Annotated in this window: 12 protein-coding genes; 4 read left to right on the top strand and 8 right to left on the bottom strand. The window is 58.1% G+C overall.

Annotated features, from left to right (window positions below; translation table 11 throughout):
• Positions 1 to 9: 9 nt before the first annotated feature.
• A complete protein-coding gene (locus KGB14_RS09270; protein WP_223485869.1) occupies positions 10 to 2,076 on the bottom strand; it encodes a carbon starvation CstA family protein in 2,067 nt (688 codons plus the stop codon).
• Between the two features lie 156 nt (positions 2,077 to 2,232).
• Between KGB14_RS09270 and KGB14_RS09265 the strand changes: the two genes are divergently transcribed.
• Entirely contained in the window at positions 2,233 to 2,601 is a 369-nt protein-coding gene (locus tag KGB14_RS09265; RefSeq protein ID WP_223485867.1) for a PilZ domain-containing protein, read from the top strand.
• Between the two features lie 115 nt (positions 2,602 to 2,716).
• On the opposite strand, the gene radA is transcribed toward KGB14_RS09265, so the two are convergent.
• The 3 genes from radA to katB are packed head-to-tail and all read right to left on the bottom strand — an operon-like array spanning position 2,717 to position 6,283.
• Positions 2,717 to 4,084, bottom strand: coding sequence for a DNA repair protein RadA (radA, locus tag KGB14_RS09260; RefSeq protein ID WP_007937264.1), 1,368 nt, complete (start codon positions 4,082 to 4,084; stop codon positions 2,717 to 2,719).
• Between the two features lie 45 nt (positions 4,085 to 4,129).
• Positions 4,130 to 4,684, bottom strand: a complete 555-nt coding sequence (locus tag KGB14_RS09255; RefSeq protein ID WP_223485865.1) for an ankyrin repeat domain-containing protein — start codon at positions 4,682 to 4,684, stop codon at positions 4,130 to 4,132.
• Between the two features lie 57 nt (positions 4,685 to 4,741).
• Complete coding sequence (katB, locus tag KGB14_RS09250) at positions 4,742 to 6,283, bottom strand: catalase KatB (protein WP_223485863.1); 1,542 nt, start codon at positions 6,281 to 6,283, stop codon at positions 4,742 to 4,744.
• A gap of 285 nt (positions 6,284 to 6,568) precedes the next feature.
• Between katB and mscL the strand changes: the two genes are divergently transcribed.
• Positions 6,569 to 6,982, top strand: a complete 414-nt coding sequence (gene mscL / locus KGB14_RS09245) for a large-conductance mechanosensitive channel protein MscL (RefSeq protein ID WP_223485861.1) — start codon at positions 6,569 to 6,571, stop codon at positions 6,980 to 6,982.
• Between the two features lie 43 nt (positions 6,983 to 7,025).
• Here mscL and KGB14_RS09240 read toward each other — a convergent pair whose 3' ends face one another.
• Positions 7,026 to 7,802 (bottom strand): ferredoxin--NADP reductase, encoded by a 777-nt coding sequence (locus KGB14_RS09240; RefSeq protein WP_223485859.1) that lies wholly within the window; start codon positions 7,800 to 7,802, stop codon positions 7,026 to 7,028.
• Between the two features lie 294 nt (positions 7,803 to 8,096).
• Between KGB14_RS09240 and KGB14_RS09235 the strand changes: the two genes are divergently transcribed.
• Both KGB14_RS09235 and KGB14_RS09230 read left to right on the top strand, forming a co-directional pair.
• The gene (locus KGB14_RS09235) at positions 8,097 to 8,804 is read left to right on the top strand and encodes an autoinducer binding domain-containing protein (RefSeq protein ID WP_223485857.1); all 708 of its coding nucleotides are present in this window, start codon (positions 8,097 to 8,099) and stop codon (positions 8,802 to 8,804) included.
• A gap of 186 nt (positions 8,805 to 8,990) precedes the next feature.
• Positions 8,991 to 10,115 (top strand): methyltransferase, encoded by a 1,125-nt coding sequence (locus tag KGB14_RS09230; RefSeq protein WP_223485854.1) that lies wholly within the window; start codon positions 8,991 to 8,993, stop codon positions 10,113 to 10,115.
• Between the two features lie 71 nt (positions 10,116 to 10,186).
• Here KGB14_RS09230 and KGB14_RS09225 read toward each other — a convergent pair whose 3' ends face one another.
• The 3 genes from KGB14_RS09225 to KGB14_RS09215 are packed head-to-tail and all read right to left on the bottom strand — an operon-like array spanning position 10,187 to position 12,856.
• The gene (locus KGB14_RS09225; RefSeq protein ID WP_082239562.1) at positions 10,187 to 10,354 is read right to left on the bottom strand and encodes a DUF2474 domain-containing protein; all 168 of its coding nucleotides are present in this window, start codon (positions 10,352 to 10,354) and stop codon (positions 10,187 to 10,189) included.
• 51 nt (positions 10,355 to 10,405) lie between these two features.
• Positions 10,406 to 11,413, bottom strand: a complete 1,008-nt coding sequence (gene cydB, locus KGB14_RS09220) for a cytochrome d ubiquinol oxidase subunit II (protein ID WP_128874458.1) — start codon at positions 11,411 to 11,413, stop codon at positions 10,406 to 10,408.
• A 3-nt stretch (positions 11,414 to 11,416) separates the two neighbouring features.
• Positions 11,417 to 12,856, bottom strand: a complete 1,440-nt coding sequence (locus KGB14_RS09215) for a cytochrome ubiquinol oxidase subunit I (RefSeq protein WP_223485852.1) — start codon at positions 12,854 to 12,856, stop codon at positions 11,417 to 11,419.
• Positions 12,857 to 13,037: the final 181 nt, after the last annotated feature.

Here is a 13,037-nt window from a genome sequence, read left to right as displayed (position 1 = left end):
AATCCTCAATTACGCGTCCGGCTGAGCCTGGAACGGCGATTCTTTATCCGTACGTTCTTTGGTACCCCAGGAGGCAATGCCGACCTTGAGCGCATAGAACAGGATGCTGAATACCACGAACAGGAACAGCGCGGTCAGCGTTGCATTGGTGTAGGCGTTGTAGATCACGTGCTGCATCTGCTCGATGCTCTTGGCCGGGGCCAGAATCTGCCCATTGGCCAATGCATCGCTGTATTTCTTGGCCAGCGACAGGAAACCGATGGCCGGGTTGGCGTCGAACAGCTTGATGAAGCCTGCGGTGGTGGTGCAGATCAGCAGCCACACCGCTGGCAGCATGGTGACCCAAATGTAGCGTTGGCGTTTCATTTTGATCAGCACGACGGTCGCCAGCATCAGCGCGATACCGGCCAGCATCTGGTTGGAGATACCGAACAGCGGCCACAAGGTGTTGATGCCACCCAGCGGGTCGATCACGCCCTGATACAGCAGGTAACCCCACATCGCCACGCAACCGGCGGTTGCGATGAGGTTGGCGGTCCAGGATTCAGTGCGTCTGAGCGCCGGCACGAAGGAGCCGAGCAAGTCCTGCAGCATGAAACGTCCGGCGCGGGTACCGGCGTCGACGGCGGTCAGGATGAACAGCGCTTCGAACAGGATCGCGAAGTGGTACCAGAACGCCATGGTGTTTTCACCCGGCAGGACACTGTGCAGGATCTGTGCGATACCAACCGCCAGGGTCGGCGCACCGCCGGCACGCGCCAGGACGGTGGTTTCACCGATGTCCCTGGCCACCGCTTGCAGCGCTTCCGGGGTAATCGCGAAGCCCCAGCCGCTAACCGCTTGTGCCACCGCCACCACGTCACCACCGACGATTGCCGCCGGACTGTTCATGGCGAAATACACGCCCGGCTCGATCACCGAAGCAGCGACCATCGCCATGATCGCCACAAAGGACTCCATCAACATGCCGCCGTAACCGATGTAACGGGCGTTGACTTCGTTATCCAGCAATTTCGGTGTGGTACCGGACGCAATCAGCGCATGGAAACCCGAGACCGCGCCACAGGCGATGGTGATGAACAGGAATGGAAACAGACCGCCCTTCCACACCGGCCCGGTGCCGTCGATGAACTGGGTCAATGCCGGCATTTTCAGCTCGGGCATGGTGATCAGGATGCCGATGGCCAGCGCAACGATGGTGCCGATCTTGAGGAACGTTGACAGGTAGTCACGGGGAGCGAGAATCAGCCACACCGGCAGTACCGCCGCGACGAAACCGTAGCCGATCAGCATCCAGGTGATCTGGACCCCAGTGAAGCTGAACGCCTTGGCCCAGACCGGGTCAGCGGCAATCTGCCCGCCCAGCCAGATCGAACCCAGCAACAACGCCACACCGATAACCGAGATTTCACCGATGCGGCCCGGGCGGATGTAGCGCATGTAAATGCCCATGAACATCGCGATCGGGATGGTCGCCATCACCGTGAAAATACCCCACGGGCTTTCGGCCAGGGCCTTGACCACGATCAGCGCCAGCACCGCGAGGATGATGATCATGATCAGGAAGCAGCCAAACAGCGCGATGGTCCCGGGGATGCGGCCCATTTCCTCACGAACCATATCGCCCAGGGAGCGGCCGTTGCGGCGGGTGGACATGAACAGCACCATGAAGTCCTGAACCGCACCGGCCAGCACCACCCCGGCAATCAGCCACAACGTACCGGGCAGGTAGCCCATCTGCGCCGCCAATACCGGCCCGACCAGCGGCCCCGCGCCAGCGATGGCTGCGAAGTGGTGGCCGAAGAGAATGTGTTTGTTGGTCGGCACGTAGTCCAGACCGTCATTGTTGAGCACGGCGGGTGTAGCCCGACGCGGATCGAGTTGCATCACATTGTTAGCGATGAACAGACTGTAGTAACGGTAGGCAACCAGATAAATGGCCACGGCAGCGACCACGATCCACAAGGCGTTGATCGCCTCGCCTCGGCGCAATGCCACGACCCCCAGGGCGCACGCTCCCAGGATTGCCAGCAGCAGCCAGGGTATGTGGCGTAGCAGGCTATTATTATTTTTCATTTTATGATTCCAGCCAGAGTGGACAAGAAAGACAGCCGTCTCGAGTTTAGCGCTACTGGCCTCAAAGACCACCCCCAACGTTGGTCTAGACCCTGTCTTGCTGGCAGGCTTTAACAATGCGGGTCTATAGTCAGCGGACATTCAGAGGATTGCACCATGAGTGAACACCTTGCTGATCGCCGCCGCTTCAAACGTATTGCGTTCGATGCCCGATCCGAGCTGAGCCAAGGAGAATTCATCTGGCCGGTGAAGTTGATCGACTTGTCGCTCAAGGGGCTGCTTATCGAGAAGCCCGAGCCGTGGCTGGGTAATCCAGACTGGCATTTCCTGGTTGATATTCATCTTAACGAGGACGTCGAGATCAAGATGGATGTGATGTTGACCCACGATGACCATGGTCAACTCGGGTTTGTCTGCAAACACATCAGCCTGGAATCGATTGAACGCCTGCGGCGGTTGATCGAGTTCAACCTGGGCGATCCGCGGGAGCTGGAGCGTGAACTGGGCGCACTGATCGAAATCTGATCGCTTTTGTAGGAGCTGCCGAAGGCTGCGATCTTTTGATCCTGGTGCCTTCAAATATGCTGAACATCAAGATCAAAAGATCGCAGCCTTCGGCAGCTCCTACGGGGGATTGTGATTATTCAAACAATGCGTCGAGCGCCTGTTCCAGGCGGGTCACGGCAATAATCTGCAACCCCGGCGGCGCCTCTTTCGGCGCGTTGCCCTTAGGCACGATGGCGCGCTTGAAGCCGTGCTTGGCCGCCTCTTTCAAGCGTTCCTGGCCACTTGGCACCGGGCGCACTTCACCCGACAAGCCGACTTCGCCGAACACCAGCAGATCATGGGGCAACGGCCGGTTGCGCAAACTGGACATGACCGCCGCCATCAAGGCCAGGTCAGATGCCGTTTCCAGCACCTTCACCCCACCGACCACGTTGAGGAACACATCCTGATCGTGAGTCGGGATGCCGCCATGGCGATGCAAAACCGCCAACAGCATGGCCAGTCGATTCTGATCCAGACCGAGCGTTACCCGGCGTGGGTTGGCCAGATGGCTGTCGTCCACCAGCGCCTGGACTTCCACCAGCATAGGTCGGGTGCCTTCCCACGTGGCCATGACCACGCTGCCCGGGACTTCTTCCTGGGCGCGAGTCAGAAAAATCGCCGAGGGGTTGGAGACTTCTTTCAGGCCTTTGTCGGTCATGCCGAACACACCCAACTCATTCACCGCACCGAAGCGGTTTTTCACCGCTCGCAGCAGACGCAGGCGCCCATCGGATTCGCCTTCGAAATACAGAACGGTGTCGACCATGTGCTCCAGTACTCGAGGGCCGGCCAGCGCACCTTCTTTGGTGACATGGCCCACGAGGAAAATCGCCGTGCCGCTTTGTTTGGCGTAACGCACCAGCAGCGCCGCACTTTCGCGCACCTGGGAAACGCCACCCGGTGCCGATTGCAGTTGCTCGGTGAAAATCGTCTGGATCGAGTCGATCACCATCACCTTGGGCTTTTCCTGCCGGGCGGTGGCGATGATGGTTTCAATGCAGGTTTCGGTCATCACCCGCAGTTGATCCTGAGGCAAGCCCAGGCGCCGGGCACGCATGGCCACTTGCTGCTGAGACTCTTCGCCGGTGACATACAGCGCCGGCATGCTCTTGGCGAGGTTGCACAAGGTTTGCAACAAAATGGTCGACTTGCCGATCCCGGGATCACCACCGATCAACACCACCGAGCCATCCACCAGGCCACCGCCCAGAACGCGATCCAGCTCGCTGGACGCTGTGGAAAAACGCGGAATTTCTTCGACGCTGACTTCGGCCAGGGTCTTGATCTGCGCCTGCTGGCCGGTCCACCCGGTGCGACCACTGGGGGCTGCGGCACCGCCGCTCTCGACCATGGTTTCGGTCAGGGTGTTCCAGGCTCCGCACTCGCCGCACTGGCCGGCCCACTTGGGGAAGGTTGAGCCGCACTCGGTGCAGCCGTACATGCGCTTGGCCTTGGCCATCTGAACTCCCGGCAAAAACCGCGATGATAGCTCAGCTGGCGCGGATCAGCGCGGCGCCGCCGTGCGGATTTCACCGCTGGCCAGACGCGCGGCACTGTTGCCCAGCGGATCTTCGGCGTTCATGTCCGCGCCTTCGGCTTTGAGGGCGTCCAGCAACTCGACGCGCTTGAACAAGCCGGCGTACATCGCTGCAGTCTGCCCCGCGCCATTGCGCTGGTCGGGACTGCAATGGGCGGCCAGCAAGGTCTTGGCGATCTGCACTTCGCCTTTGAAAATCGCGCCCATCAACGCCGTGTTGCCGCGTTGATCCTGGGCACAGGCGTCCGCCCCGGCAGCGAGCAAACGCTCCACTGCGGCACTCTGCCCATGATAGGCGGCCAGAATCAGCGCGGTGTAACCCTTGCTGTCGCGGGTATCGAGGGAATAACCGACCTCGATGAAGGTCTCGAGCATGGGCACATCACCGCGTCGAGCGGCATCGAAATAGTAATCCTGCAATTGGGCTCTCAGCGCTGCGGAGTCCTTCGAGACTTGCGCATCAGGCCCGGCGAACACGCTGAACGACACGCACGCCAGAAACACAGACAGATAAAAACGCATGGCGAGACTCCTTGATCAGACGGGACCTCACATGAGGCCCCGCTTCAGGCAGATGGATCAGTCGACCAGTTTGGCCGCCAGTGCCTTGACCCGAGCCAGATCACCTTTGGCGACTTTGGTCACCCCGGTCCCGTATTCCGGGTCAGCCTTGTAAAGGAACGAGAGGATGATGTGCTTGCTCTCGTCATCGGTGGTGGCCAGCGAACCACCAAAGCTGTCGATCAGGTCCTGACGCTCCTTTGGGTTGAACGAGCGATACAGATCGCCGGCCTGCTTGAAGTTCTGCTCACGCTGAATCTTCGTCTGCTGCGTGCTGCCCGACAGGGCCGACTGGCTGTAACGTGCAGTTTGCGGCTCTTCACGGGGCAGCAAGCGACTTGGCTGGTAATTCACGCCCGTGCTGCTGGCGCCGGTATTCATTGCGCCATCCTGATTACCGTTGTTCACGGCAACCTTCGGTGCGTTGATCGGCAACTGCAAAGCGTTGGCCCCCAGGCGATACAGTTGAGTATCGGCGTACGAGAACACGCGTCCTTGCAATAAGCGATCTTCCGACGGCTCGATACCCGGAACCAAATTGGCCGGGGCCATGGCCACTTGTTCGGTTTCCTGGAACACATTCGCCGGATTACGGTTCAACACCATTTGTCCAACTTTTCGCTCAGGAACTCCGGGCCATATCTTGGTCGCGTCCAATGGATCGAAATCAAACTTGGACAAATCTTGAGGATTCAGAACCTGGATGTACAAGTCCCACTTCGGAAACTCTCCTTTATTGATATGAGTAACCAAATCGTTAGTCATGTGACTGTAGTCTTGACCTTGAACATGGGTGACTTCTTTAGGGTCGAGGTTTTTTATCCCCTGCAAACTTTTCCAGTGAAACTTTACATAGTGCACATCGCCTTTGGCGTTAACTAACTTGTAGGCATGCACACCATTGCCGTCCATCTCCCGATAACTGGCTGGCGTACCGGAGTTGGAATACAACTCGGTCAAGGTCCGAGTGGCTTCCGGAACATGGGAGAAGAAATCGAAACGGCGGGAATCGTCGTCAAGGTTGGTGCGAGGGTCCGGTTTGAAGGCGTGGACCATGTCCGGAAACTTGATCGCATCACGGATGAAGAAGGTCGGGAAATTGTTGCCGACCAGGTCCCAGTTGCCGTCTGCGGTGTAGAACTTGGTGGCGAAACCACGCGGGTCACGCAGGGTTTCCGGCGAATGGTTGCCGTGAACCACTGCGGAAAAACGCACAAAAACCGGTGTGCTCTGGCCACCGGCGAACACCTTGGCCTTGGTCAGGTCACTGAGATCGTCGGTCACGGTGAACGTGCCATGGGCGCCAGTGCCACGGGCGTGTACCACGCGTTCAGGAATGCGTTCACGGTCAAAACGCTGGAGTTTCTGGATCAGTTGTACGTCTTGCAACAGCACCGGCCCGGTCGCGCCGGCAGTTTGCGAGTTTTGGTTGTCGCCGACGGCGGCACCGTTGTCGCGGGTCAACGTCGCCGCGTTGACAGAGAAGGACAGCAGGCTGGCGGTCAAAACGCCAAGGGTGCGACGGAGGGGAAAAGCCCCGCGGCCAAGGGGAGTTGTCATGGAAGTTTCCTCTGGTTTTATAAGGCGCATCCAGGTGCGCTTCACAGAGGCTAGTGACCCGAAGACCAAAACATAAATAGAAATCCCGCACCGGGCCGATAGCGAAAAGGTTCTGGAAGGCCCGGTCTAGAGCGGGTATTCGCGCGCGAAGGGTGGCACTCTGTAAACTAATTGCCAGAAGATGTGTCGATAACAGCGAGCATCGTAAGGCGGTGTTTCGAGCAAGAGCCATCCTGCTGATTTACACTGCGTTCACCAACCTCATCTGTAACAAGGAAATAACCTATGGGCGTGATAAGTGAGTTCAAGGCCTTCGCGGTCAAAGGTAATGTGGTCGACATGGCCGTCGGTATCATCATCGGCGCAGCCTTCGGCAAAATCGTTACGTCGTTTGTCGGCGACGTGGTGATGCCGCCAATCGGCTTGTTGATCGGTGGGGTCGATTTCAGTGACCTGGCCATTACGCTCAAGGCCGCCGACGGTAATATCCCGGCGGTGGTGCTGGCCTACGGTAAGTTCATCCAGAGCATGATCGACTTCATCATCGTCGCCTTCGCGATTTTCATGGGCGTCAAGGCCATCAACCGTCTGAAACGCGAAGAGGCCGTTGCACCCACCCTGCCGCCGGTTCCGACCAAGGAAGAAGAGCTGTTGAGCGAGATCCGCGACCTGCTCAAGGCCCAGAACAACCGGCCCTGATGGCTGACTACCCCAGAAACGGCGCCTTCGAGGCGCCGTTTGTTTACCAGTAGTTTTCCACCGCCACTTGACCGGGTCGTCGACTGAGGCTCAAGTGCATGTCCCTCTGTTTGAGCAACTTGCGCGTGTCATCGATCATCTGCGGGTTACCGCAAAGCATCACTCGCGAATGCTCGGCCGTCAGCGCCACACCGGCCGTCCGTTCCAGCTCGCCGTTTTCTATAAGCCTGGTGATCCGCCCATTCAAGGCACCTGGATGCTGCTCGCGGGTGACAGTGGCAATGAATTGCAGCTTATGCGCGTATTCGGCCAGATAGTCGCGCTGCGCCAGCCCCGCAATCAGCGCCTGATACGCCAGCTCCCGCGCTTCGCGCACGCTGTAGACCAGAATGATGCGTTCGAATTTTTCCCAGACCTCGAAGTCCTGCAGGATCGACAGAAACGGCGCCAGGCCCGTGCCTGTGGATAACAGCCAGAGGTCACGGCCATCGACAAAGCGATCCAGCGTCAGATAACCAAAGGCCTGCCGGTCGACCAGCAACGTATCGCCGACTTCCAGCCGACTCAGTTCGCTGGTGAACTCCCCTCCTGGCACAACAATAGAGAAGAATTCGAGGAACTCGTCATGGGGTGACGAGACCATGGAATAAGCCCGCCATACCGTGCCGCCGTCGGCCTTGGTCACGCCCAGCCGGGCGAATTGTCCCCCGCGAAAACGAAAGCCTGGATCCCTGGTAGTCCGCAGGGTGAACAGATTTGGCGTCAACGGCTGAACGTCAAGCAACGTTTGGCGAGTGAATTTTTCGGCACTGGCAGTCATAGGTTGCTCCATTAACAGAATGACCTCAGTGTCCCGCAAAGCAAGCAACGTAAACACCGATGATTTGTAATGTCTTTAGAAGCGGACAATCAAACAGTCCAACAATTAGAATAAATACTTGAATGAGGAACGGTCTCACCGCAATAACAATGCTAAGAACCAGTGATGCAGTTATGCGCTTTTTCAAGAGCGAAAAAATCCAGCACGAACGTACGAATTCTCCTACACTCGTGAACGTGCCGGATCTTGGATCCAATAAGCACCACCTTAAGGAAGCCCGCCTGGAGTTATCAAATGAAAGTGTGGAAGGAGTCACAGTTAACGCAGCTTTCTTATGCCCAGAAAATAGAGACCGCGTATGAGCTGTCCCTCAATTTCGTTAAGAATCTTGGCTTTAATTTCTGTGCATTTTCAATAACATCCCAACTAAGAGGTATACCGCGCGATACGATTCACCTGAACAATTACCCCCTCGAATGGAACACAACATATGAACAGGAACATTTCAGCGAGGTCGATCCAATACTAGCCCATTGCAATCATTCCGAATTGCCGATTCTTTGGCAGGAAAATGTCTTCGCAACGGCACCTATGCAGTGGCAAACGCAAAAAAAAATGGGATTGCAGTATGGCTGGTCCCAGTCCGTTCACGACCAGAGTGGGCTTTGCAGCATGCTGAGCCTGGCCAGAAGCCATTGCCCGATCAGCGCCTATGACCTGTATAAAAATCTGGGCTATGCATTGTTCATCGGTCGTCACCTGCACCAGCTCGTCGCGAAAGATCTGCCTGTGCCCCCGAAGCCGAACACCGTGCATCTGTCATCGCGAGAAGTCGAGGTGTTGAAATATTCAGCCGACGGCAAGACGGCGTGCGAAATCGCCATCATCCTCAGCCTGAGTGAAAGCACGGTGCAGTTCCACATCCGGGGCGCCATCCGCAAACTCGGCGTCAACAACAAGATTGCCGCGGTGATCAGAGCAGCAAGAGAGGGCGTTATCTGAAACTGTCTGAATCAGGTAATCCCTACGGGCAATCCATACGAAAAAAAAGTACCATTCGCGATCCATCTTGAGTGATGCCGTGTGAAATTACGCGACGAAGTCCGCTCGGATGGTTGCGCCCGGTAACGTCCCTGAGCGTCGGGCCCCGTTGATACTCCTTCGTTGACTACCCAGAGCCCCCGCCTCATGCCTCTGCTCGAAACCCCCTTCGCTCAACTCGATCTGATCCGCCAGCCAGAACAGCAGAACGAACCGCTGCAAGCGTTCGATGCCGCAGACGAATACTTGCTCAATCATCTGGCCGGGCAACAACCGGCAGCCGATACCCGAGTGCTGGTGCTCAACGACAGCTTCGGCGCTTTGGCCGCCAGCCTGGTGGGCAAGGTCCGGGTGACCAGCAGCGGTGATTCGTTTCTGGCCTTTCAGGGACTGGAAAAAAACCTGATACGCAACGGCCAGGCGTTTGATGCGGTGCCGAGGGTGCCTGCCAGCGAAGCGTTAATCGGGCCGTTTGACCGGGTGTTGATCCGGGTACCCAAAACATTGGCCTTGCTGGAAGAGCAACTGATCCGCCTGCAGGGTCAATTGGCTCCCGGTGCTCAAGTGATTGCAGGCGCGATGGTCAAGCATCTGCCACGCGCTGCGGGCGATCTGCTGGAGCGCTACATCGGCCCGGTACAAGCCTCGCTGGCCGTGAAGAAGGCTCGGCTGCTGATCGCCACGTCCGAAGCCAAAGCCCCCGCTGCATCCCCCTACCCGACCCGCTATCGACTCGACGAGCCGGCTATCGAACTGCTCAATCACGCCAATGTGTTCTGCCGCGAAGGGCTGGACATCGGCACGCGGGCCTTTTTGCCGCACTTGCCGAAGAACCTCGGCGCGGCGCGGGTTGCCGATCTGGGGTGTGGCAATGGTGTACTGGCGATTGCCAGTGCCCTGCAAAATCCTGAGGCTCATTACACACTGGTGGATGAGTCGTTCATGGCCGTGCAATCGGCCGCTGAAAACTGGCGCGCGGCGCTGGGTGATCGTGACGTGATCGTGCGGGCCGGGGATGGTTTGGCTGAGCAGGAACCTCAATCCCTGGACGTGGTGCTGTGCAATCCGCCGTTTCACCAGCAACAAGTCGTCGGCGATTTCCTGGCCTGGCGGATGTTTCAGCAGGCGCGCGAATCATTGGTGGTGGGCGGCGCGCTGTACATCGTCGGCAATCGTCATCTGGGTTATCACAGCAAGCTGGCGCGGTTGTTCCGCGGCGTCGAGCAGGTAGCCGCCACCCCCAAGTTCGTCATTCTCAAAGCTCGCAAATAAACACGGGCAAAAAAAACCCTCCATCGCGGGAGGGTTATAAATCCGTGCAGCAAGGCAACGGGATGGGAATTTCAGTGAGTGCTCAAACCGGCGGCATTCATGAACATGCGCATCAGGGTGGCCACAATGAACAGTGCCACGACGCTGCCGGTCCAGATCATCGCCAGCCAGCCGAGTCGCTGCCAGAGCGGCTTTTTCTCGGCAGCTTCGATTTCCTGCAACGTAGGTTTGCCAGCCATCATCGCTTTCTCCTCTGGAACGGCGCCGGTATCAATCCCGCGCCGTAGTCGCTAGTGGTAACCATCTTCGTGGGTGACCTTGCCGCGGAACACGTAGTAGCTCCAGAAGGTGTAACCCAGGATGAACGGGATGATGAACAGCGTGCCCACCAGCATGAAGCCCTGGCTTTGCGGCGGTGCGGCGGCGTCCCAGATGGAGATCGACGGCGGCACGATGTTCGGCCACAGGCTGATACCCAGACCGCTATAGCCGAGGAAGATCAGCACCAGGGTCAGCAGGAATGGCGTGTAATGCGCATTGCGGGCCACCGCGCGAATCAGACCGTACATGGTCACCAACACCAGAATCGGCACCGGCAAGAACCAGAACAGGTTCGGCAGGGTAAACCAGCGTGCAGCGATCTCGGCGTGGGCCAAGGGCGTCCAGATGCTGACGATGCCAATCACCGCCAGCACCACGAAGGCCAATGGCCGTGCCAGATCATGCATCTGCTCCTGCAACTTGCCTTCGGTCTTCATGATCAACCAGGTGCAACCGAGCAGTGCATAAGCCACCACCAACGCGGCGCCGCAGAACAGGGTGAACGGCGTCAGCCAATCAAGTGAACCACCGGCAAACTGACGATTGACCACCGGCAACCCATCGATGAACGCCCCCAACGCCACACCCTGGAAGAAGGTTGCGGCGATCGAGCCACCGATGAAGGCCTTGTCCCAGAGGTGGCGCTTGTCGTCTTTGGCCTTGAAGCGGAACTCGAAGGCCACGCCACGAAAAATCAGCCCGATCAGCATAAAAATCAGCGGCAGGTACAACGCCGAGAGCACCACCGAATAGGCCAGCGGGAAGGCGCCGAACAAGGCCGCGCCGCCCAATACCAGCCAGGTTTCATTGCCGTCCCAGACCGGTGCGACGGTGTTCATCATGACGTCACGATCAGTCTTGCCCTTGATGAACGGGAAAAGAATCCCGATCCCCAGGTCGAAGCCATCCATGACCACGTACATCATGATGCCGAAGATGATGATCACGGCCCAGATCAGCGGAAGATCAATACCCATGAGTCAAATCTCCTTGTTCAGGCTGTGGTTGTGATCGCCGTCACCATTGTCGTCGGCTGCGGACAGCGGACGGGCCGGCGTGCGTTTCTGGCCAGGACCACCTTCATTGGTTTCCTTGCCTTCGTCGATCTTCGGCCCTTTGCGCACCAGCCGCATCATGTAGCCAAGACCGGCACCGAACAGCGCGAAATAGACCACAACGAACATGATCAAGGTGATGCTCATCTGCACGAAGCTGTGCCCGGAGGACGCATCCGCCGTGCGCATCAGCCCATAAACCACCCACGGCTGACGACCGATTTCTGTGGTGAACCAGCCAGCAAGGATTGCAATCAGGCCGGACGGGCCCATCCATAGCGCCAGGTACAGGAACGGACGCGAGGTATACAGTTTGTCGCGCTTGCGCAGCCACAGGCTCCACAAACCGGTGAAGATCATCAGGAAACCGAGGCCGACCATGATCCGGAACGACCAGAAGACGATGGTCGAATTCGGCCGGTCTTCAGGCGGGAACTCCTTGAGCGCCGGCACCTGTTTGTCCAGGCTGTGGGTCAGGATCATGCTGCCCAGGTACGGAATCTCGACAGCGAATCGGGTCTTCTCGGCTTTCATGTCCGGCCAGCCGAACAGAATCAGCGGCGTCGGTTCGTCGCCGACATTTTCCCAGTGGCCTTCGATCGCAGCGATTTTCGCAGGCTGATGTTCAAGCGTATTCAGTCCGTGGAAATCACCGATGACAGCCTGAATCGGGGCAACGATCAGCGCCATCCACATCGCCATCGAGAGCATGGTGCGGATCGCCGGGTTGTCCTTGCCGCGCAGCAAGTGCCAGGCTGCCGAGGAGCCGACGAAGAAGGCGGTCGCAACGAATGCCGCCGTGGCCATGTGCATCAAGCGGTACGGGAACGACGGGTTGAAGATCACTGCCAGCCAGTCCACCGGAATGACTTGCCCGTTGACGATTTCGTAGCCTTGCGGGGTCTGCATCCAGCTGTTGGACGCCAGAATCCAGAAGGTCGAGATCAGGGTGCCGATGGCGACCATGACCGTCGCGAAGAAGTGCAGCTTGCGTCCGACCTTGTTCCAGCCGAACAGCATGACGCCGAGGAAACCGGCTTCGAGGAAGAAGGCCGTGAGCACTTCATAGGTCAGCAACGGCCCGGTCACGGAACCGGCGAAGTCCGAGAAGCGGCTCCAGTTGGTGCCGAACTGATAGGCCATGACCAAACCGGAAACCACGCCCATGCCGAAATTGACGGCAAAGATCTTCGACCAGAAATGGTACAGATCGCGGTAAGTGTCGTTGTGCGTCTTCAACCACAGACCTTCGAGCACCGCCAGGTAACTCGCCAGGCCAATGGTGATGGCCGGGAACAGGATATGGAACGAAATGGTGAACGCGAACTGCATCCGGGCGAGATCAAGTGCCTCCAAACCGAACATAAGTCTTCCTCTGTCAGGTAATACCGGCTGAAGGCTTGCGGCCTACACCCACTGCCCCCACGGATATGGAGTGTGGCGAATTCGGATTCGTTCTTTTTCTACCATCATCACAACGTAGGGAATCTGGCCATCTGGCCGCCGGATCATTTCCACGAAGGGTCTTGATCTGGATCAAGCAACG

It is taken from the genome of Pseudomonas sp. A-RE-19 (genome assembly GCF_019956555.1).
GTDB lineage: Bacteria > Pseudomonadota > Gammaproteobacteria > Pseudomonadales > Pseudomonadaceae > Aquipseudomonas.
This window is presented reverse-complemented; position numbering and strand designations above follow the sequence as displayed.

Bases quoted from the DNA above. Each gene is read 5' to 3' on its own strand.
- KGB14_RS09270 (WP_223485869.1), bottom strand. From the start codon at position 2,076: ATGAAAAATAATAATAGCCTGCTACGCCACATACCCTGGCTGCTGCTG.
- KGB14_RS09265 (WP_223485867.1), top strand. From the start codon at position 2,233: ATGAGTGAACACCTTGCTGATCGCCGCCGCTTCAAACGTATTGCGTTC.
- radA (WP_007937264.1), bottom strand. From the start codon at position 4,084: ATGGCCAAGGCCAAGCGCATGTACGGCTGCACCGAGTGCGGCTCAACC.
- KGB14_RS09255 (WP_223485865.1), bottom strand. From the start codon at position 4,684: ATGCGTTTTTATCTGTCTGTGTTTCTGGCGTGCGTGTCGTTCAGCGTG.
- katB (WP_223485863.1), bottom strand. From the start codon at position 6,283: ATGACAACTCCCCTTGGCCGCGGGGCTTTTCCCCTCCGTCGCACCCTT.
- mscL (WP_223485861.1), top strand. From the start codon at position 6,569: ATGGGCGTGATAAGTGAGTTCAAGGCCTTCGCGGTCAAAGGTAATGTG.
- KGB14_RS09240 (WP_223485859.1), bottom strand. From the start codon at position 7,802: ATGACTGCCAGTGCCGAAAAATTCACTCGCCAAACGTTGCTTGACGTT.
- KGB14_RS09235 (WP_223485857.1), top strand. From the start codon at position 8,097: ATGAAAGTGTGGAAGGAGTCACAGTTAACGCAGCTTTCTTATGCCCAG.
- KGB14_RS09230 (WP_223485854.1), top strand. From the start codon at position 8,991: ATGCCTCTGCTCGAAACCCCCTTCGCTCAACTCGATCTGATCCGCCAG.
- KGB14_RS09225 (WP_082239562.1), bottom strand. From the start codon at position 10,354: ATGGCTGGCAAACCTACGTTGCAGGAAATCGAAGCTGCCGAGAAAAAG.
- cydB (WP_128874458.1), bottom strand. From the start codon at position 11,413: ATGGGTATTGATCTTCCGCTGATCTGGGCCGTGATCATCATCTTCGGC.
- KGB14_RS09215 (WP_223485852.1), bottom strand. From the start codon at position 12,856: ATGTTCGGTTTGGAGGCACTTGATCTCGCCCGGATGCAGTTCGCGTTC.